The sequence below is a fragment of the Mycobacterium riyadhense genome (assembly GCF_963853645.1).
Lineage (GTDB): Bacteria > Actinomycetota > Actinomycetes > Mycobacteriales > Mycobacteriaceae > Mycobacterium > Mycobacterium riyadhense.
In genome coordinates, this window is record NZ_OY970456.1 from 3065101 (window position 1) to 3085073 (window position 19973).

21 protein-coding genes and 1 pseudogene are annotated in these 19973 nt (G+C 65.3%); 7 read left to right on the forward strand and 15 right to left on the reverse strand.

Going from position 1 to position 19973, the window contains the following annotated elements; translation table 11 throughout:
- Positions 1–70 precede the first annotated feature (70 nt).
- The 3 genes from AADZ78_RS13710 to AADZ78_RS13720 all read right to left on the reverse strand — a co-directional run bounded on the left by AADZ78_RS13710 (position 71) and on the right by AADZ78_RS13720 (position 3267).
- Positions 71–1456 carry an NAD(P)/FAD-dependent oxidoreductase gene (locus tag AADZ78_RS13710; protein ID WP_085249373.1) on the reverse strand — a complete coding sequence of 462 codons (1386 nt, stop codon included), beginning with the start codon at positions 1454–1456 and terminating at the stop codon, positions 71–73.
- A gap of 158 nt (positions 1457–1614) precedes the next feature.
- Positions 1615–2538 carry an LLM class F420-dependent oxidoreductase gene (locus AADZ78_RS13715; RefSeq protein ID WP_085249374.1) on the reverse strand — a complete coding sequence of 308 codons (924 nt, stop codon included), beginning with the start codon at positions 2536–2538 and terminating at the stop codon, positions 1615–1617.
- A gap of 51 nt (positions 2539–2589) precedes the next feature.
- Positions 2590–3267 (reverse strand): SDR family oxidoreductase, encoded by a 678-nt coding sequence (locus tag AADZ78_RS13720; RefSeq protein WP_085249437.1) that lies wholly within the window; start codon positions 3265–3267, stop codon positions 2590–2592.
- Positions 3268–3485: 218 nt separating this feature from the next.
- Between AADZ78_RS13720 and modA the strand changes: the two genes are divergently transcribed.
- Genes modA through AADZ78_RS13735 form a run of 3 tightly spaced genes read left to right on the forward strand, consistent with a single transcriptional unit; the run spans position 3486 to position 6213 of the window.
- Positions 3486–4253 carry a molybdate ABC transporter substrate-binding protein gene (gene modA / locus AADZ78_RS13725; RefSeq protein WP_085249375.1) on the forward strand — a complete coding sequence of 256 codons (768 nt, stop codon included), beginning with the start codon at positions 3486–3488 and terminating at the stop codon, positions 4251–4253.
- Between the two features lie 10 nt (positions 4254–4263).
- Positions 4264–5058 carry an ABC transporter permease gene (locus AADZ78_RS13730; RefSeq protein ID WP_085249376.1) on the forward strand — a complete coding sequence of 265 codons (795 nt, stop codon included), beginning with the start codon at positions 4264–4266 and terminating at the stop codon, positions 5056–5058.
- Positions 5059–5064: 6 nt separating this feature from the next.
- The gene (locus AADZ78_RS13735) at positions 5065–6213 is read left to right on the forward strand and encodes a sulfate/molybdate ABC transporter ATP-binding protein (protein WP_085249377.1); all 1149 of its coding nucleotides are present in this window, start codon (positions 5065–5067) and stop codon (positions 6211–6213) included.
- A gap of 31 nt (positions 6214–6244) precedes the next feature.
- On the opposite strand, the gene AADZ78_RS13740 is transcribed toward AADZ78_RS13735, so the two are convergent.
- The 7 genes and pseudogenes from AADZ78_RS13740 to AADZ78_RS13770 form a co-directional block, all read right to left on the reverse strand.
- A complete protein-coding gene (locus tag AADZ78_RS13740) occupies positions 6245–6823 on the reverse strand; it encodes a hypothetical protein (protein ID WP_085249378.1) in 579 nt (192 codons plus the stop codon).
- Between the two features lie 65 nt (positions 6824–6888).
- Positions 6889–7076 (reverse strand): annotated as a pseudogene (locus AADZ78_RS13745) (alpha/beta hydrolase); the annotation flags it as partial.
- Between the two features lie 18 nt (positions 7077–7094).
- Complete coding sequence (locus AADZ78_RS13750; protein WP_085249379.1) at positions 7095–7673, reverse strand: hypothetical protein; 579 nt, start codon at positions 7671–7673, stop codon at positions 7095–7097.
- The gene (locus AADZ78_RS13755) at positions 7654–9624 is read right to left on the reverse strand and encodes an alpha/beta hydrolase (protein WP_085249380.1); all 1971 of its coding nucleotides are present in this window, start codon (positions 9622–9624) and stop codon (positions 7654–7656) included. Before AADZ78_RS13755 ends, AADZ78_RS13750 begins: the two co-directional genes overlap by 20 nt.
- A complete protein-coding gene (locus AADZ78_RS13760; protein ID WP_085249438.1) occupies positions 9606–9920 on the reverse strand; it encodes a DUF2563 family protein in 315 nt (104 codons plus the stop codon). The genes AADZ78_RS13755 and AADZ78_RS13760 overlap by 19 nt, the downstream gene beginning before the upstream one ends.
- 174 nt (positions 9921–10094) lie before the next feature.
- Positions 10095–10673, reverse strand: a complete 579-nt coding sequence (locus tag AADZ78_RS13765; RefSeq protein WP_085249381.1) for a hypothetical protein — start codon at positions 10671–10673, stop codon at positions 10095–10097.
- Positions 10670–12901, reverse strand: coding sequence for a DUF5632 domain-containing protein (locus AADZ78_RS13770; RefSeq protein WP_139828547.1), 2232 nt, complete (start codon positions 12899–12901; stop codon positions 10670–10672). Before AADZ78_RS13770 ends, AADZ78_RS13765 begins: the two co-directional genes overlap by 4 nt.
- A 432-nt stretch (positions 12902–13333) precedes the next feature.
- Here AADZ78_RS13770 and AADZ78_RS13775 point away from each other — a divergent pair, with 432 nt between their 5' ends.
- Positions 13334–13462, forward strand: a complete 129-nt coding sequence (locus tag AADZ78_RS13775; protein ID WP_264033396.1) for a hypothetical protein — start codon at positions 13334–13336, stop codon at positions 13460–13462.
- A gap of 501 nt (positions 13463–13963) precedes the next feature.
- Here AADZ78_RS13775 and AADZ78_RS13780 read toward each other — a convergent pair.
- The 4 genes from AADZ78_RS13780 to AADZ78_RS13790 all read right to left on the reverse strand — a co-directional run bounded on the left by AADZ78_RS13780 (position 13964) and on the right by AADZ78_RS13790 (position 16627).
- Positions 13964–14431, reverse strand: coding sequence for a hypothetical protein (locus tag AADZ78_RS13780; protein WP_139828548.1), 468 nt, complete (start codon positions 14429–14431; stop codon positions 13964–13966).
- A gap of 263 nt (positions 14432–14694) precedes the next feature.
- A complete protein-coding gene (locus AADZ78_RS29055; protein WP_139828549.1) occupies positions 14695–14952 on the reverse strand; it encodes a DUF2563 family protein in 258 nt (85 codons plus the stop codon).
- 62 nt (positions 14953–15014) lie between these two features.
- Positions 15015–15974, reverse strand: coding sequence for a hypothetical protein (locus tag AADZ78_RS13785; RefSeq protein ID WP_239656733.1), 960 nt, complete (start codon positions 15972–15974; stop codon positions 15015–15017).
- 440 nt (positions 15975–16414) lie between these two features.
- Positions 16415–16627 carry a hypothetical protein gene (locus tag AADZ78_RS13790; protein WP_139828550.1) on the reverse strand — a complete coding sequence of 71 codons (213 nt, stop codon included), beginning with the start codon at positions 16625–16627 and terminating at the stop codon, positions 16415–16417.
- Between the two features lie 48 nt (positions 16628–16675).
- On the opposite strand from AADZ78_RS13790, the gene AADZ78_RS13795 reads away from it, so the two are divergent.
- The 3 genes from AADZ78_RS13795 (at position 16676) to AADZ78_RS13805 (ending at position 19187) form a co-directional block, all read left to right on the forward strand.
- Positions 16676–17704 (forward strand): alanine and proline-rich secreted protein Apa, encoded by a 1029-nt coding sequence (locus AADZ78_RS13795; protein WP_085249385.1) that lies wholly within the window; start codon positions 16676–16678, stop codon positions 17702–17704.
- Between the two features lie 108 nt (positions 17705–17812).
- Positions 17813–18112, forward strand: coding sequence for a GlsB/YeaQ/YmgE family stress response membrane protein (locus AADZ78_RS13800; RefSeq protein WP_085249386.1), 300 nt, complete (start codon positions 17813–17815; stop codon positions 18110–18112).
- 73 nt (positions 18113–18185) lie between these two features.
- On the forward strand, positions 18186–19187 hold the full coding sequence (locus tag AADZ78_RS13805) for a zinc-binding alcohol dehydrogenase family protein (protein ID WP_372510575.1): 1002 nt from the start codon (positions 18186–18188) through the stop codon (positions 19185–19187).
- A gap of 26 nt (positions 19188–19213) precedes the next feature.
- On the opposite strand, the gene AADZ78_RS13810 is transcribed toward AADZ78_RS13805, so the two are convergent.
- Positions 19214–19969, reverse strand: coding sequence for a CPBP family intramembrane glutamic endopeptidase (locus AADZ78_RS13810; protein WP_085249388.1), 756 nt, complete (start codon positions 19967–19969; stop codon positions 19214–19216).
- Between the last annotated feature and the right edge of the window lie 4 nt (positions 19970–19973).

The window sequence follows — 19973 nt, forward strand, 5'->3', positions numbered from 1 at the left end:
ACGTTGAGTGCCATCTCATTCGGGTATGTAGCCGGCGAATGACATCCTGTTGGCTGTCGAACCGCGTGTCCTAGCTGGCTTTCCAGGCCATCGAGGATTTGGCCTCGGCGGCCAGCTCCGCCAACTGTTCGAGCCGGGTGCGCGCGAACGCCTGCTGGTCGGTGATCGTCAGCTGGCCGCGCCGGGTGCTCAGGAAGGTCACCGTCCAGGACAGCAGCGTGGTGATCTTGGTCTTGAACCCGATCAGGTACACCAGGTGCAGCACCAGCCAAATCAGCCATGCGATAAAGCCACTGAACTCCAGTGGGCCGATCTTGGCCACCGCCGAGAACCTCGAAACCGTGGCCATAGAACCCTTGTCGAAGTACTGGAAGGGCTCTCGCTCCGTCGGGTCGGCCCCGGCCAGTTCGGCCTTAATGGTGCTGGCGACGTACTTGGCGCCCTGAATTGCGCCCTGGGCCACACCCGGCACACCCTCGACGGCGGCCATGTCGCCGACGACGAAGACGTTCGGATGTCCGGGGATGGACAGGTCAGGTAGCACTTGGACGCGCCCGGCCCGGTCGAGCTCGACGTCGGACTGGTCGGCGAGATCCCGGCCGAGCCGGCTGGCCTGCACCCCGGCAGACCACACCTTGCACGCCGACTCGATGCGCCGGATGGTGCCGTCGGAGTCCTTGACGGTGATGCCGTTGCGGTCCACATCGGTGACCATCGCGCCCAGCTGGATCTCCACGCCCAGCCTCTTCAGCCGTGCGGCCGCGCGCTCACCGAGTTTCTCACCCATCGGTGGCAGCACCGCGGGCGCGGCGTCGAGCAGGATCACCCGTGCTTTGGTCGAGTCGATGTGCCGGAACGCGCCCTTGAGGGTGTGTTCGGCCAATTCGGCGATCTGCCCGGCCATTTCGACTCCGGTGGGACCGGCTCCGACGACGGTGAAGGTCAGCAGCTTGGCGCGTCGTTCCGGATCGCTTGACCGTTCGGCCTGCTCGAAGGCGCTCAGGATGCGGCCCCGCAATTCCAGCGCGTCATCGATTGACTTCATGCCCGGCGCAAACTCGGCGAAGTGGTCGTTTCCGAAGTACGACTGCCCGGCGCCCGCGGCGACAATCAGGCTGTCGTAAGGGGTTTCGTAGGTGTGGCCAAGCAGCTCCGAGACGACGGTCTGGTTGGCCAGGTCGATGTGGGTGACGTTGCCCAGCAACACCTGGACGTTGCGCTGCTTGCGCAGCACGACGCGGGTGGGCGGCGCGATCTCACCCTCCGAGATGATCCCGGTGGCCACCTGATACAGCAACGGCTGGAACAAGTGATGAGTGGTGCGAGCGATCAGCTTGATGTCGACGTCGGCGCGCTTGAGCTTCTTTGCCGCATTGAGTCCGCCGAACCCTGATCCGATGATGACAACTCGATGCCGACCGCCCTGTTGTGCTGCGGGTTCTGGCTGGGGACTCATGTTCCGCTGCTCCTGACGGGGTCTCCTTGACGGGCGGGCTGCAGTTAGCTACTAACCCCTTGAGCGTAGCCAATCGCGCCCTCACAAACCCAGGCGCGGGCATGTGTAATTAGCCACACTTACGGAATCGCCCTGGTCGCAGGGCCGCACATAGGGCGCTACAGACCGAGCAGCGGACCTAGCGCCTCGGCGGCGGTGGTGATGACGCCGGGGGTGTAGCCGTGTGGCGACAGGTTGATGATCAATCCGTCGACACCGACGTCGAGAACTTTGGTCTGTACCTGCTCGGCGATCTGTGCCGGACTGCCCACCACCATGCGCCCACTAACCTGCTGGGGAAGCTGGTCCGGCTTGAGGTTCTCATCGATCATCACCGTCAGCATCAGGCTGGTCTCCAGCGTCGTCCGGTCCCGGCCGGCCTCCTCGCACCGGGCCGCCAGCGCCGCCACCTTGCGCGGCAGCTCGCCGAGTGAGGCGACGATGTTGAGATGGTCGGCGTAGCGGGCGGCAATCGCGAAGGTCTTTTTCTCGCCGCCGCCACCGATCAGAATCGGGATTCGGTCGCGGTAGCGCGGCTCGGCCAGTGCGGATTCGGTGGTGTACCAGTCACCGTCGAAGGTCGGACGCTCACCCTTGATCATCGGATCGAGGATCTGCAGCGCCTCCTCAAGCCGGTGGAAACGATCGGTGAAAGTGCCGAACTCGAAGCCTAGTTGGCGATGTTCAAGCTCGAACCAGCCGGCCCCGATGCCCAGGACCGCGCGGCCGGCGCTAACCATGTCGAGGGTGGTGATGATCTTGGCGAGCAGCGCCGGATTGCGGTACGTGTTGCCGGTCACCAACGCGCCCAGCTGCAGCCGTTCGGTCGCGGTTGCTAGCGCGCCGAGGGCGGTGTAGGCCTCCAGCATCGGATCTTCGGGCGGACCCAGCATGGGTAGTTGATAGAAGTGGTCCATCACAAAAAGCGAGTCGTAGCCCGCCGCCTCGGCCTCACGGGCCTGCGCGATGACCGACGGGAAAAGCTTCTCCACGCCCGTGCCGTAGGAGAACTTAGGAATTTGGAAGCCAAGCCTGATCGCCACGGTGTCTACCGTAGCGACGGGCGCGTCACACTACCGAAACCGAGAGATGGCTTAGGCGAAGTGAGCCAGCGCGCCGTGGCTGACGTGCAACGTCTGCCCGGTGATGTGGCGAGCCGCGGGGGTGGTGAGGAACTTCGCCAACCGCGTGATCTCTGCCGCGGCGGACGCGGGGGTCCGCGAAAGTCCTTCGTAGCCGTCCTGGACGCTGCGCCCACAGGCGACCGCGTTAACGGTGATGCCGCGGGTGCCGTACACCTCGGCCTGCCCCCCCACCCAATTGGAAAGTGCTGCTTTGATCGCCGCGTCCACGCTGCCCGCCGGCGGGTTTTCCGCGACCACGCTGATGATGGAGCCGCCGGAGCGTAGGTGGTCACCCACCGCCTGCACGGTGAGCACGGCCGAAAGGACTGTGGCATCGAGCGCCCTGCGCCACGCGGTGGCCGTGTCGGATAGCGCGTAGGTGCGTGGGTCGCCGGCGTCCCACGTTGGGGCAGGCACGTTGACGATGGTGTCCAAGTGATGGGGGAACAAGCGACGAGCTTCGCTGAGGCTCGCCGGGTCGGTTGTGTCGCAGACGATCGCATCCACGTCGAGTTCCTTGGCAACGACCTCCAGGTCGCCGCGGCGGGCGCCGACAAGGGTCACGTTGTGACCGTCGTCGCGAAACCCCTCGGCTACTGTGCGTCCCAGATCGGTGTCGCCGCCAGTGACCACAACCTCCACTGCCATGACCTCCTCGTGTTCAACGTTGAACCCAGACCCTGGCATTTTCGATGGTCGCACACCACAGCAGTGTCGCCTGGGATCTCAGCGTGTTATGGCGTCAATCCCTACAGATGTTACTGGACAGTAGCAATTTGGCGAAACTCCCGACACCACGCCACGCAGCCGATTTGCGTTACGGACTGGCCACGGCCTGGCATCCGCCACGGCTTAGGGTTTGACCCATGCGTCGTGTCGCAGTGCTAGCCGGTGTGCTGGTCTGGAGCCTGGTAGCTGGCCTTGTGGGGTGCAGTTCGAACGCACCGCCATCGCAGCGCTCCCTCACGCTCGTGGTGCTTGCGGCAGCCTCCCTTAAGTCGGCGTTCAACCAGCTCAGTGAGCCATTCAAGGCCGACAACCCCGGCGCGGACATTAGCTTCGAGTTCGGTGGTTCCGCGGAATTGGCGGCTCAGTTGACTCAGGGGGCGACCGCCGACGTCTTCGCCTCGGCGGACACCGCGCAAATGGATACGATCACCAAGGCCGGCTTATTGGCCGCTGATCCGACCAACTTTGCGTCCAACACGCTGGTCATCGTCACCGCGCCGGGGAACCCGAAGAAGGTCGGATCGTTTGCCGACCTCGCCAGGCCCGGGCTGAGCGTGGTCATCTGCCAACAGCCGGTGCCATGCGGATCCGCCACCCGTCGCATCGAAGACGCCACCGGGATCCGCCTCAACCCGGTCAGCGCGGAACTCAGCGTGACCGATGTCCTCAACAAGGTCACTACCGGACAAGCCGACGCCGGGCTCGTTTACGTCACCGACGCGCTCAACGCCCGAAGCAAGGTGACGACCGTGAAGTTTCCCCAAGCCGCCGGCGCGGTGAACGTCTACCCGATTGCCGTCCTGAAGAAGGCGCCTCAACCAACGCTCGCTCGGAATTTCGTCGCGATGGTGATGTCTGAGACCGGTCAACGGATCCTGAAGCAGTCGGGCTTCGCTAAGCCCTGAGAGCCAACCCGTGCACCGGCCTGCCGATCTACCCCGCTGGGTCTATCTGCCCGCCACCGCGGGGCTGGCCTTCGTGGCATTGCCGCTGGCCGCAATAGCGATCAAGGTTGATTGGCCGCATTTCTGGGCGCTAATCACGAGCTCCTCCTCGCAGACGGCGCTCTTGTTGAGCCTGAGAACCGCCTCGGCCAGTACGGTGCTGTGCGTCCTGCTGGGGGTTCCGATGGCGCTGGTGTTGGCTCGCGGCCGGACCCGGCTGGTGCGGTTGCTCCGTCCGCTGATCCTGGTGCCGCTGGTGCTGCCGCCGGTGGTAGGTGGCATCGCGCTGCTCTATGCATTCGGCCGGCTCGGGTTGTTAGGGCATTACTTGGAGGCCGCCGGAATCAGCATTGCGTTTAGCACCACGGCCGTTGTGTTGGCGCAGACCTTCGTTTCGTTGCCGTTCCTGGTGATTTCCCTGGAAGGCGCGGCGCGCACCGCCGGAGCCGACTATGAGGTGGTGGCCGCGACGCTCGGGGCGCGGCCTAGCACGATCTGGTGGCGGGTCACCGTGCGGCTACTGCTGCCGGGCATGGTCTCGGGAGCGGTGCTGGCGTTCGCTCGGTCGCTGGGGGAGTTCGGCGCGACGCTGACGTTTGCCGGTTCCCGGGAAGGCGTTACCCGCACACTTCCGATCGAGATCTACTTGCAGCGGGTAAGTGATCCGGATGCCGCTGTGGCTCTGTCGATCCTGCTCGTAGCGGTGGCGGCATTGGTTGTGCTGGGAGTGGGGGCTCGCAGACTGACCGGGACCGACGCAAGGTAGCCGGCCGTGACCGAATTGCAGCTGCGCGCGGTGGTCGCAGACCGCGGTCTGGACGTGGAGTTCACGGTGCCGGCGGGCGAGGTGCTCGCTGTGCTGGGACCCAACGGCGCCGGCAAGTCCACCGCCCTGCACGTCATCGCGGGGCTGGTTCGCCCCGATGCGGGCCTGGTGCGTTTGGGACACCGGGTCTTGACGGACACCGCCGTCGGGCTGCATGTGGCTACCCACGACCGCCGAGTCGGCTTGCTATTACAGGACCCGTTGCTGTTTCCGCACATGAGCGTGGCCGCCAACGTCGCGTTCGGACCGCACAGCCGTCGCAACGTGCTCCGCTCCACCCGGTCCACCCGTGCTCGCGACAGGAGGTCGGCCCTGCGCTGGCTGCGTGAAGTGGACGCCGAGCCACTTGCCGACCGCAAGCCACGCCAGCTGTCGGGTGGACAAGCCCAGCGGGTCGCAATCGCGCGGGCGCTTGCCGCCGAACCCGATGTGTTGCTCCTAGACGAGCCGTTGACCGGACTCGACGTGGCCGCCGCCGCGGCAATTCGTGGGGTGCTGCGCGGCGTGGTCAACCGCAGCGGCCGTGCGGTCATCCTGATCACCCATGACCTGACGGACGTGTTCACCCTGGCCGATCGGGTGCTGGTGCTCGAGGACGGGAAGATCTCCGAGATCGGTCCGGCGGCCCGAGTGCTCGCCGCACCGCGCAGCCATTTCGGAGCCCGGATCGCCGGCGTCAACTCGGTCAACGGGTCCATCGGTCCCGACGGCTCATTGGTCACCGCGTCCGGACAGCACTGGCATGGCACCGCGGAGTCCGGCGAAAAGCTCGTCGAAGGGGTGCAGGCGGTTGCGGTGTTCGCGCCGGCGACGGTGGCCGTGTATCAAGACCGGCCGCATGGCAGCCCGCGCAACACCGTCGAGGTGACAGTGGCCGAGCTGGATACCCGCGGGCCCGCGGTCGTGGTGCGCGGCCACGACCAGCCCGATCGCGCACCGGGTCTGGCCGCAACCATCACCGTCGATGCCGCCGCAGAGTTGCGGCTGACGCCAGGTAAGCGGGTGTGGTTCAGCGTTAAGGCTCACGAAGTGGCGCTGCACCCGGCACCTCACCAGCACGCCCGCCCCTCAGACGATCTTCGGACCGGTTACTGATGAACTGCCTAGCCCGAAGGCATCGAAGCCTTCATGGCGCAACCAGGTGGTTGGTGATGTCAATCCCGTTGGTCTTGCCGTCATTGTGGTGGTTGGTCGTATTGCGGCACTCGCCATACAGGTAGATCGTTCCGTAACCCGGGTAGTCGGTGTTGCGCATCATATTTGCGGTCACGCCGTCTTTGTTAAGGGTTGTGCCGTGGTAGCGCTGTCCTGGTAGGGCGCCGTCGTTCCAGCCGTGAGCGATCATCGCTGCCCGAACTTTCTGAAAATAAGCATCCGGTTCACCGACCAGCAGAAAGTCCATCGTGACGGTGCCTTGATACGGCGGGTCGCCTTGGTCGTTGCAGGAGGCGAACGAGAAAACGCCGCTGACGCCCTGAAGGTCGGCGGCGGCGACGATCTGTTTGGCTGGCTCGACGACTTGGGCCATGGCTTGATCGTCGGTGAGCGGATGGGCGGAATCGTCCCATGGATTAGAGGAACCCGAGGAATGCGGTTTGTGCATCACCAGCGCACATCCTCCTAACAGCATGGCGACGAGCACCGTCACGGCAAGCAGTGCTTGCCGTGACACCGAGTGCGGTCGATCAGTGGTTGTGTTGGTCATCGAAGACATGATCGTCGGTAATAGATCCCCCGGGGGGGCGGTTCCATTCCGGATCAACGCTGGCCATCCAACTGCCCCAGCATGGTGATCGGATCCGTGGAGGCCGCGCACACATACACCCCCGGCCGTCGTCAAGATGAAAGCTCGCGGCGCTGCGGGCCAGGTCGGTTTCCGGGCAGCCCAACAGCACGGCGTGGTTGGCGTGCATGCGCCCCAGGGCGAAAGCGTCGGCCACGGTGGTCAAGCCGTAAGTCCGAAGACGTCGAAGCCTTCATTGCGCAACTATTTGGTTGGTGATGTCAATGCCGTTCGTCTTGCCGTCATTGTGGTGGTCGGTCGTATTGCGGCATTCGCCATCAAGGTGGATTTGTCCGTAATTGTGGTCGGACGGGACGAAGCCCATATTTGCGGTCACGCCGTCCTTGTGCAGGGTTGTGCCGTGGAAGTGCTGTCCTGGTGGGGCGCCGTCGTTCCAGCCGTGTGAGAGCATCGCGGTGCGGACGTGCTGGAAGTACGTGTCCGGGTCGCCGTGCAAGAGAAAGCTGATCGTGACGGTGCCTTGATAGGGCGGATCGCCTTGGTCGTTGCAGGAGGCGAACGAGAATCCGCCGCTGACGCCCTGAAGGTCGGCGGCGGTGACAATCTGCTTGGCTGCGTCGATCACTTGGGCCATGGCTTGATCGTCGGTGAGCGGATGAGCGGAGTCATCCCATGGATTGGAGGAACCCGCGGAATGTGGTTTGCGCATCACCAGCTCACATCCTCCTAGCAACATGACGGCGACCACGGTCATGGCAAGCAGTGCTAGCCATGACCGCAGGCGGCGTCGATCAGTGGTGGTGTTGGTCATCGAAGACATGATCATCGGTAATAGAACCCGGGGGGCGGTTACATTCCGGGTCAATGCTGGCCGGTGTGCCCGGTATGTCGACGCCGACCGAACCCAGGCCCGGAAGGTTGAGTTTGACGCTGGGCTGGTGGCGAGGTTGGGCCAGCATGCCATCGGATGCTAGTGCGTCGCTGTGGCCTGAGACGATGTCGGCCATGCCGTGCAGGGCCTCGCTGCCCCGGTGGTAGTAATACGAATGGTCGTGGGGGTTAATGCCGTTAGAGCCGGGGATCTCGGCGCGGAATCGGACCGAGCCAAATCCGTCGCCGACGGGATCGGTACCCAGGCCGGCGGTTAGACCAAGCAGCTGACCGCCGATGTTGTTTCGGTTCACGTATGTGCTGAGGCCATCCAGCTGCCCGAGCATGGTGATCGGATCCGTGGAGGCCGCGCCCACATACACCCGGCCGCCGTCTAGATGAAAGCTGGCGGCGCTGCGGGCCAGGTCGGTTCCCGGGCAGCCCAACAGCACAGCGTCGTTGGCGTGCATGCCGCCCAAGGCGAAAGCGTCGGCCACGGTCGTCGAGCCATACGAGTGGCCCAGCACGGTGACATGCTGGCCGGCACCGAGGTGCGTTACCCACAAACCGTTGACGTCTTGCGCCAGTGTCGCACCGCCGGTTCGGGCCAGCATCGGCGTGGCGATCCGCGGGTCGGTGAAGTCGTTGGGGGCGTCATATCCCATCCACGCGATCACCGCCGTGGGGTTGTTCGGGTCCGCAAGGTTGGCCTGGCTGTAGAGGTTGAGCGCGTCGTTGTGGCCATCGTGCAGCCACCCACCTTTCACGCTACTGCTGGTGCCGGGCACAATCACGGCAGTGCTTTTTGCGGTGTCGGGGTTGCCGATGGCGATCGCGGCTCGTCCCTTACCGCCGAACGCCAGCGGATCGTAAGCGAACAGATACACCGGGTTGGGGTGGAGAGAATTGTTACCGACGTCGTGGTCGAGGCCTTGCTTCGTCTGATCGGCGTTCTGGTAGCGGGTGATGTCGCTCGCCGACAGACCGTATTTCGCAGGATTACCCAGCGCGTCGTCGACCGACACGCCGTAGCGGCTGGCGATGTCACGCACCCGATTCAGGTCCTGAGTCATCACCGCGATATTGGCGTCGCTGCGCGCGCTGACGGGAACGCCGTTGAGATTGCCGATCCGATCCGGGTGCTCGGCGAGCAGGCGTTGCCGTTCCTCGGGCGTCAGTGACGTCCACCACCGATGCACATCCTCCGCACTGGTGTCCGGTGGCGGAATCTGAACCTGCTCTTCGGGTTTCACCGGCGACTGAGGCGCGTCCAGTCCCTGGATAGCTGCAGGGTCGTAGCCGTCGGTGCGCAATGTGGCCAGGGATCTCTCCAGATACCCTGCATAGCCGGCGCGTATTGACTTGAGCTGACCCAGGGCTGACGCGGTGTCATCAATGGCGTGCTGTTCAAGACTAGAGATCAGCGCGTCGAGCGCCGATCTATCGGCCGCGGTGAGGTGCGGGACTTTCTCAAGTTCCAGCGCTTGACCGAGCTGGTTGTCGATCTGCTGCAACTGGCCCTCGAGGGTCGCAATCTGCCCAGCCGCGGTTCGCTGCGCCTCGGCTAGCGCGGCGGCGATGTTCTCCAAGTCGACGCCGATCTTGGGCAACTGTAGGGACTGCGCGCCCAGTGAGGCGGTCACGCGCTGCACTTCGGCGGAGTCGTTGATCGGGTGCTCGCCGTTCTCGCGATTCCATGCTGCGTCGAAGCGGCGACGGGCATCCTCGAAGGCGGCGTTGGACTCGGCCGTGCATCGGCCCGCGGCATGAAACGCCTCCGCCAGATCAGCAATTTGTGCGGGCCGACCCGCTTGCAGGCTTTGGTTGATTGCCCATGGGTCACCGCCGGCCTCGGCGATCAGCGCCGGGATGCTTATGTATCGGAGTTGCATTGCACGGCCCGCACTTTGGCGGCGTTGCCGTGATCCATCTCGGCAAACTCCGCGGCGGCCTGGCGCGCCCTACCGCCGACCGCGGTCAGCGCCTCCTGGTGGGCGCGCAGGGTTCGCACATGCTGGGCCTGCGCCGCACCGACCGCGTCATGAAAGGCTTCGGCCGCGGCGAAGTCACCGAACATCCGCGACAACAGCGGTCCCCGCGACAGGCGGTCGGTTCCGTCTTGTGCATGCTCGCCCGCGCGGTGAGAGTCGTCGCCCGCCGAGTGCAGCAATCCAGTATCAACGAACATCGCCACCCTTTCCGCGCACTCAGCGCTCCGATACCGCAACGGCGATAAGCGATCCCGTGTCTTCCTTGAGCTGCTGGCGAGGCTAACCACTCCGACGATGGCGGGTCAATTCAGCGCACCCACCAGAGCCGTGAACGTTGTCGCGGTTGAACGCGGCGGCGGAGAACCAATCGCTTAGCAACGTGGCACGGTGGTGTCGAGGTTGCGGGCCGCCAGGAACTCCTGGACGTCAGCTCCCGGGCGGTACACCTCGACGAGGCGTTGGGTCTGTGCGTTGATTTCGTCTACCCCGAAGGCAACACGTTTGAGGACCTCTGTTCGGGTGGTGCTCGCTTCGCTTAACGCCGCGGACCCGGCGGCAAGCAGACGTAGGTCCGCGCGAAGCGGAACCATTAGCTCGAAGATGCGCTCATAGCCTTCTTGGGCAAGCTTTTTCATGTCAGTGCAGTAGCGGGCATTGAGGTCCGCCCTTGCCATTTCGAGGTTCAGGTTGTCGATTATCTCGGGGTCGGCGGGGCCCCCTTCGGTTTCGAGGCGGGCGATCTCGGCGATGTAAATCTTCTGTCGGCACTCCCAGCTGACCTCGCAGTCATACTCGGCATCCCAGATGACCAAATTGACGGCCATGACATACCCGGCGACGGCTTGATCGACCGGCGAACAGCCGGGCGGGATTTCCTCGCGTGTTGAGGTGGATGGTCGAGGGTCCGCGGCGGCGGCGGCCCGCAGGCTTTCGAGGTCGATATCGGTCAACGCGCGATACCTTTCGCTGCGCTGCTGTCGCAGGCAAGAAACCACGCGAGGTGATAGTTAGCGGTGGTTCGGTCGCCCGCCACCAGCGCGTCGATGGCGGCCAGCAACTGCCAGTTTCCGACTTCGTGAGCGTCGACATGGTCGGGGTAGCTGTCCAGCACGCACGCAGTTACCTCAGCTAACTCGATGCGCAGCGTCTCGACTTCGGAGTCGAGCACCCCGGTGCCGCGGGAGATGGCTTTGGCGAGAGTATGGGCGAGTTGAGGCAGTCCGTCGCGCCAGTGGGTGGCCTGGCTGAGTTCCCAGCCGAGCTCTTCGACGTCGGGTGCGCGCCGTGGCCGCGACGAGGTCGGTACCGGTTCGTCGTCCTCGTCGGGCAGGTAGTGGATGGGGGAGTAGCTGGCGGTAACGCTGACTTCACCCAACAGGGATTCCAGATCGCCACGCCTGCGCGCCGGATCGAGCAGTGTGATGGCGGCGGGCAAGTCGATGCCTGGAGGGATCCAGCCGCTGGCCAGATCGGTCACCAGAACGGTGGTGTTGTCGGGGCGGTCGCCCGCGGCCCAGGCGAGCTTGGGTTGCTGGCGGGCAACGGAATCGACAATGCGCTTCAGTCGTGCCCGCGCGGTGGCGTCGGCTGACGCGGCCCCGGCGATCGCCCCGCCGGCGGTGGCCGCGACGGCTTGGGTTCCCACGCCCGACGGTGACGGTGGTGGTGTCGGCGAGCCTGGTTGACGCACGACAGCGGGCTGGCCCACGCCGCCCTGCCCGGATGCAGGAAGCACCGGCGCCGAGCCTGGCGAGGCCGCCCCCGTTGGTGTGCTAAGCGGCACGGCCGGTGTTGAGGCCGCCGTCACCGAAGGTCGCAGGTCGGCGCCATAGGCGGGCAACGGGCCGGCCGGCGTGGGGGTGGCGGGAGCGGACGGGGTGGCGGGTGCGGCAATCATCGGTGCCGCCGTCGACGCCGTCGGCGCTTCCGGCGCGGGCGGTGGGGTAGGAGGGACGTCAAACGCCGGCGCGTGCACCGGGACGCCTGCGCCCGCCATCGGTGCCGTCGGCGCGGAGGGCGCGACATGCGACGGCTGCATTTCCATCGACGGGTGCGGCAACGCGTTTGCAGGCGCCGAAGCAAGAGCCCCGGCTTGCATCCCGGCGTCGAAACTCTGCAGCAGGCTCGCCGGAGTCATACCTTGGGCCGCACCGGTCGGCGATGCGACGGTAGCGCCAGATAGCGGCGAGGCTGGAACGCCCGGTAGCGATGGCGTGCCAACCCCAGGCGGTGCGGGAGCGCCGGGAAGCGATGGCGTCGACGCGCCGGCTACAGACGGCGCTGGGGACACCGAGACCGGCGGAGCGGCGGGCGCGGGTGGCCGTAGCGGTGCGGGTAGAAGTGTAGGTCCTGCTGGCCTGAAGCCGGCAGGCGCGCCAAATGTCGAGCCAGGTGCTCCAGGAGCCGACGGCGGTGCGGCCAGCGATGTTGCAGGTGTGAAGCCCGCAGGTGCACCAAACGTCGAGCCGCTCACCGCAGCAGCCGGTGGCACTCCCGACGCGGCAGGTTGCATTCCAGTGCTGTTGAAGCCAGGAGGAGCGCCCATCGCTGAGCCGGGATTATCGAGCATTCCCCGAACTTGCTTCTCCAGATCCCTATGGTCGTCGGGTTGTCGGAACATCTGGCTGACGTCGACGCCATGGGCCTTGGAAAACTGGCGCGATGACTGCCCGGTTCCCCCCACGTCCAGAATCGATTGCATCGCGTCAAGCACGTTGCCGCCATACTTCGCCGCCGCGAGATTGGCGAGCGCCCGATGTCGGCGTATGACGCTGACAATCTGTGTCACTTTCGTATCCACGGGCTGATCGGAATCTTGGATGGCTTTGATTTCGTTATTGCCCTCATCGGCCAGACCAGTCAGATCCTGCCGCAGACACACCATGCTGTCGTAGGCGGCGGCATACGCACTTTTCTTGATGCCGTTCTTCTCGGCCACCCGACGATGGTGCTCCTCCCAGCGGCGGAAGGCGTCACGGATGTCGTCGGCGGTAAATCCCTGCTGATCGACGAGCGGACCCGTTTGGGCATGGCGCAGTAAGTCCGCGAAATTGTCGTTCTCGCTTCCGACCTTTCCGCGATTCTCCTTGCCATGGTTAATGGCACCCATCGCCGGGTCAGTTGGCCATTGATGACCGACGAGCGATGGTGACCATTCACCCGGAGGAAAACTGGTCATTTGCACAACCTTTCAATCGTCACGTGCGCCTCGTCCCCCGCGCGCAGCAATGGATTTAGCTCAGAATCACCAGCTTCAGCGAGGTAATCAACAACCAATTCTTGGTAGGTATTGGCGAGCTTGCGAACCGCGACTGCCAGCTCAGGTGGGGTGGCCGGCTCTTCGGCGAGCTTCGTCGTGAGGTACCGACTCCCCACACCAAGTACTTGCCGAGTGCTCGTTGCGGTTGCGAGGGTCGCTGTCGGATCACTGCCGCCATTGCGTGTCCCGGCGATGTCTCCTGCTTTGCGCACTTTCGCGTACGCAGCGCAGACAGCCGCCTTCGCACTGGCGACCTGTGAGTCCGTATACGTTGGCGCGGGCGGGGTAGGCGAGGGCTTGTTGTCTGCCGTAGGCCGAAACCATGCCCCGATTGCAACGCCGAGTGCGACGATGGCGATCAGCAGCGCGGCGATCAGCGGCGACCGCGATGGGCGTTTGGAGGCGTATGGCACGGCTGGCGGCCGGGGAGGCGGGGCGGACGGCGTAGGAATCGATGGAGGCGGATTCGACACCGGCTGATGGTATCGCCTATCGGTGATCGCGCTAGTCACTCTTGAAGCTGCCGATATGTGCCTCTGACCAGCGCACACCAATTCGCCATCCGGCCCTACGGCGCACCTTGGCTGCGTCCCGAATTCGGCAGCGACCTGAGCACCAACGATCTGGATCACGGGGTCGTCACGGCAGGGTAAAGGGGGCTTCTCCTGCCGCAACATGACCCCAGTCCGGCTCAGATCTCTTGAAACATCCTGCGGAACAGCAACTTTGGAGATCGACTTGGCCGGTCGACCAGCTACACCATCGGTGTGCTTGACAGGACTGGAGCCGGAGTCGCGGGAGTAAATCCCCGCCGATCGACAAGCGGGCCAGTTTGGGCGTTGCGCAACAAGTCCGCGAAATTGTCGTTCCCACTTTCGATGTTTGCGCGGTTCCCCTTGCCACGGTCAATCGCCCCGATCGCCGGGTCACTTGGCCATTGATGACCGACAAGAAGTGGAGACCATTCACCCGGAGGGAACCTCATTTACAGAGTCTTTCGATTGCTAATGTTGCATCATCTCCCGCACGCAATGTCGGTTCTAACTCAGCGTTACTATGTCCATTCAGATAGCCAACGGTAAGTTCTTGAAAAACACTAGCGAGGTTTCGCACCGCCGTTGCCAGATCGGGCGGAGTCGCCGGCTGATCAGCCAGCGTCCTGGTGAGGTAGACGCTGCCCGCCAATAGCGCTTGCTCCACAGAAACCGTGACGGCAAGTTGCTGGGTTGGATCCGTGCCCTGATCTCGAGAAAAATTCGCCTTGACTGCACGGTGCACTTTCGCGTACGAAGCGCAGACAGTCGCCTTCGCACTGGCGACCTGTGAGTCCGTATACGTTGGCGCGGGTGGCGTAGGCGAAGGTTTGTTGTCTGCTGTAGGCCGGAACCATGCCCCGATTGCAACGCCGAGCGCGACGACGGCGATCAGCAGCGCGGCGATCAGAAGCAATCGCGATGGGCGTTTGGAGGCGTATGGCGCAGCGGGCGGCCAGGGAGGCGGTGCAGACGGCGTAGGAATCGGTGGAGGCGGATTCGACACCGGCTGATGGTATCGCCTATCGCTGGTCGCGCTAGTCATCCTTTCAGCTGCCAATGTGAGCCTCTGACCAGCACACGCCAATTCGCCATCGGCGCTCGAATTCAGCAAACGGCCTGCGCGCCAACGATCTGGCACGCAGGTCATTGCCGACGGTCGCTCGCCGAACGCGGTTATCACAGTGCGGGCACCGTCGAATGGTCGATCACGGGGTCGCGATTGCAGGGTAGGGCGGGCCTACCCTGCCGCACGTGACGCGGCGTTGCCCGTGCCCGACTCGGTGAACCCCGCTGCGCCGCAACATCTTTTGCCATCGAATGTGCCGCGCGTCTGCCGGTGAGCCCCAGGGCCTTGGTGTGCTGATCGTGAGCTGTCCCGACTGCTTCGTGAAATAGCCTAGCCGCGGAATAGCCACCGAAGATATTGCCGCACATGGCAATCCGCTGTCGACGGACCTCGCATCTGGGCACGACCCAGCGCCGGGGAACGACGGTCGCTAACGACTCGAGTCAGCGTCGTCGTCGGGCTTTGTTCCAGGCAGCACGATGCGCCGGCTGGCCACCGGTTTGCCCTCCACTCGCTTGGTCACTGTGGGCACAGGCGATGCCGGTGGTGGGGTGGTGATGCGTCCTTGAACCGGGGCGCCGTTTTTCACTGTCGGCCCCACCACGCGCTTGGTGTCGGGCTTCGTGTCCGTACCCGCCCCAGGTGCACCATGCATTGCACCAGGGGGCACCATCGGCATCCCGCCCATCCCACCGCGCGGCGGCGTCGCCGACTCGGGTGCATTCGATGCCGCCGATGGCACGGTCGGCGTCGATGTCGGGACCGTTCCCGCTGACGGTGTCGGTGGCGGGCCCAGCAACGCCGTCGGCGTGGTGCCCGCGATGCCACCCCCACCCGCCCCGCCGGCCTCGGCGAGTTCGCCCGCGGCGCCGTCAGCGCCGAGCAGCTCGCCGGGTAGGGCTTCGCCGGCCTCCGCCGCGCCCCCAGCACCGTGCTGTAGCGCACCCATGCCCGCCTGCATGGCCTGCTGGCCCATCTGAGCGACCTGCTGCGGGATCTGGGAAAGCGGGTTCATTAGACCGCCGAGCGCGCCAGCGACCGACTGTGCGACGCCGGTGGCCATCTGCGGCAGCTGCTGGGCCATTTGCGTCATCTGGTTAGGGTCACCAACGGCGGCCAACTTCGCCGCCGATTCCTGCTCATTGGCCGGGAACTTCGCAAGAGCATCGTTGAGCTTCAGTTCGCGCTCCGATTGTCCGGCCTGCGTGTCGGCGTTGTCGGCGAGGTCGCCGGAATTAGCGGCCATGCCCAACATCGCAAGTAGGTTGTCGATGATCGAGCCGGCCCCAGCCACCGCATCCGGTGTAGTGAGCGGCGGCGGCGGTAATCCGCGGGCCTGCGCGAGCTCCTCGAGGAGGATTCTTAACTGCTGGTCGCTGTCTCCGCTCATTGTGTTCTCCCGCCCGCTGTCGAAGTTGCCGCCGTGACGCGCAAGCGTGGGTCGGTCTCGGCGCCCAGCAATTCAGCGTGAACGAACAACGTGCCACCCCAATGTGAGCCGCTGGTGAGGCTAACCACAGCCTGGTCGCCGGTCAATTCAGTGGCTCCCCGCAGGCCTTCGGTGGTGCCACGGTGTTATCAGGTGAGGTGTGGTGGTCACTAGTCGTGATTTAGCGTGCGGCGATCTTTGGGTGAATACCGGCGGCGCGCAGCTAGGCCAGAATTCCGCGCATGGCTCCCCTGAGGGTAGCGCCAGAGGCGCTGCCCACTGCGGGCAACGCCGTGGTTTGCCGCTGGTGATGGTGCCGCAGCGACGCTGGCCGTGTTGACGGCCGGTTTCGGCCCCAACACCGGCCAGGATGTGGCCGGCGAGATGTCCGGTCGGGCGCATCAACAGGTGGCCGAGTCGTTGCTGAAGGCGGCGGCTAGCGGCAACTGCTCACCGCCGGGCACTGGCCAGGTGCGCGTGGCCAGCGCGGCCAGCACCCGCCGGTACACTGCCGCCGGTGGCCGGAAGCGCCCCGTGGCGCAACAGGTCCATGCCATCGATGTCATCAGGGCCGTCCCGGCAACAATTTCGTCGGTGGATTCAGGCTTGGACAAGGGCAGGTCATCCTTGCTTCACGGCTGTAACACGGTAGGTTCGTCGCCATGCATGAGGTGGACCCGAACTCGACACGTCGCAAAGGACTCTGGGCCGCGCTGGCGACCGCCGCGGTGACCAGTGCCAGCGTCGTCACCATTGCGTTGCCGGCAACTTCGAGCGCCGATCCCGAGCCGGCGCCGGCGCCAACCACGACTGCGGCCCCGGCGCCCGCTACGGCGACACCGCCGCCGGCCGACCCGAACGCGGCGCCGGCACCCGTCGTCGACCCGAACGCAGCGCCGGCACCCGTCGTCGACCCCAACGCACCACCGCCACCGCCCGTCGACCCGAACGCACCGCCGCCACCCCCCGCCGACCCCAACGCACCCGAGCCCGGCCGCGTCACCAACGCCGTCGGTGGATTCAGCTTCGTGGTGCCCGCCGGCTGGGTGGAGTCGGACGCCTCGCACCTTGACTATGGATCGGCGCTACTGAGCAAGTCGATCGGCGAGCCGCCGTTACCGGGGCAGACGCCACCGGTAGCCAATGACACGCGCATCGTGCTAGGCCGGCTGGACGCAAAGCTCTACGCCAGCGCCGAGACCACCAACCCCAAGGCGGCCGTGCGGCTGGGCTCCGACATGGGTGAGTTCTTCATGCCGTACCCAGGCACCCGGATCAACCAGGAAACCATTCCGCTCAACGCCAACGGAATATCGGGCAGCGCGTCGTACTACGAAGTGAAGTTCAGTGATACCTCCAAACCCAACGGCCAGATCTGGACGGGCGTAGTGGGTAGCCCGCCGGCCAGCACCCCCAACGCCGGACCCCCGCAGCGCTGGTTCGTGGTGTGGCTTGGGACGGCGAACAACCCGGTTGACAAGAACGCGGCCAAGACTCTGGCCGAGTCAATCCGACCCTGGACATCGCCACCAGCCCCCGCGCCGGCACCGGGAGAGCCCGCGCTAGCGGGTCCCGCTCCGGCACCGGGAGAGCCCGCGCCGGTTGCGCCCGCTCCGGTTCCGGGCCAAGCGCCCGCTGGCGGAACCGCACCGCCAGCTACGCCGACACCGCAGCGAACCGTGCCGGCCTAACCGCCCGGGCCTGCCAAATCGACGGCCAAATCGTTACACAGACGCGGTATACCGAAAAGCACGGCCCGGTTTCTGAGCTGGGCTTCCCATAGTTGCAAGGAGACCCCGATGGACGTCATGGCGGCTACCGAATACCTAGCCCGGTCAACGACGTTGACCAGCGTCGGCTGGATCGGCTACATCATCATCGGTGCCATCGCGGGCTGGATCGCCGGCAAGATCGTCAGGGGCGGTGGCGCCGGGATCCTGATGAACATCGTGATCGGCGTCACCGGTGCGTTGATCGGCGGCTTCCTGTTGAGCTTCTTCGTCGACACCGCGGCCGGCGGCTGGTGGTTCACGTTGTTCACCGCGATCCTCGGCTCGGTGATCCTGCTCTGGATTGTCGGCATGGTGCGACGGACGTAACTGAGCGTTAACCCGTTGTGGCCCTTGTGATCAGAGGGCGGAGCAAGGAGAGATGGTGTCGACCACCGCCACGATGACGGCGTGGCAGGTCCGTCGGCCCGGTCCGATGGCGACCGGTCCGCTGCAACGAGTTACCACCGAAGTGCCGCGGCCCGAACAGTCCGAACTGTTGGTGGCCGTGCGCGCATGCGGGGTCTGCCGCACCGACCTGCACGTCACCGAGGGCGACCTGCCGGTGCACCGCGACCGGGTAACGCCCGGCCACGAAGTGGTGGGCGAGGTCCTGGAGCTGGGTTCCGAAGCCGGCGAGGAGTTCACGGTGGGGGACCGGGTGGGGATTGCCTGGCTACGGCACACCTGCGGAAGGTGTAAGTACTGCGTTCGGGGCGATGAGAACCTGTGCCCGGAGTCCCGTTACACAGGCTGGGATGCGGACGGTGGATACGCCGAATTTTCTACGGTCCCTGCGGCTTTCGCGCACCGACTGCCGACCGGCTACAGCGATAGCGAGCTTGCGCCGTTGCTGTGCGCCGGCATCATCGGATACCGTTCCCTGCTGCGTGCCGAGCTGCCGCCAGGTGGCCGATTGGGCCTTTATGGGTTTGGCGGCAGCGCCCACATCACCGCGCAGGTCGCTTTGGCACAAGGCGCCGAGGTGCACGTGATGACCCGTGGAGCCCGGGCGCGTGAGCTGGCGCTGGCGCTTGGCGCCGCATCGGCACAGGGCGCCGCTGACCCGCCGCCGGTGCCGTTGGACGCCGCGATTCTGTTCGCGCCGGTGGGTGACCTGGTGCTGCCCGCGCTGGCAGCGCTGGACCGGGGCGGTACGTTGGCGGTGGCCGGGATTCATCTGAGCGATATTCCGGTCATGAACTACCAGCGGCACTTGTTTCAAGAGCGTCAGGTCCGGTCGGTGACGTCGAACACCCGGGCCGATGCGCGCGCGTTTCTCGACTTCGCTGGCCGGCATCACATTGCGGTCAGCACGCCCGAATACCCGCTCGGACAAGCGGATCTCGCATTGAGCGACCTCAGCGCGGGGCGAATCGCCGGGGCGGCTGTGCTGCTGGTGTAGCGGGGTTCAGCTGCAATTCAGCAGGTTCAGCTGGACAGGTGCCAGACCAGCGCGGCGGCCAGCGCGCCCATCCCGTTCAGCGACCAATGCAACGCGATCGGCGCGATCAGGCTGCCGCTGCGGCGGCGCAGCCAGCTGAACACGAAGCCCGCCGCGCCGGTGGCCAACACGGCTAACGTCACGCCCGCCAGCATCCCGAGGATCCCGCCGCCGAACAGCCGCGTGAAGCCCACATTGCCACTCGTCAGGCCCAACGACGTGCTCACATGCCAAAGACCGAACAGCAGCGAGCCCGCCACAGCGACACCGCGAAATCCCCAGGCCCGGTTCAGCGCCCCGTGCAGCACACCGCGAAAGGCCAGTTCCTCGGGAATGACGGTTTGCAGCGGAATGATGACCATTGAGGCGATCAGCGCGCCGGAGATCGTCGCGTAGTGGTTGTTCAGAAACAGTGGCCGGGTCATCGGGAGCAGCACACCGATCGAGATCACCGAGATGACGACGGCCACCGCCGCAAGCGCATATCCCAGGCCGGACTTCCAATGTTCTCGGCCCAGACCGAGGTCGGCCCAGCCCAGGCCGTTGCACCGGACCAGGATCACCAGTCCGACGGCAGCGGCCGGGACGGTGGCAATACTCGCCCAAAGGGTGGTGAAGTGCGCAATCAGGTTGGTCAGCACCAGCACCACAACCACGACGGCAACGTCGACCTGAATTCGGAAGCGGTGCAGCGCCGACAGCTGCGACAGCAGCGGATGGGTGTCGGCGGTCGCGGGGCGCATCCGG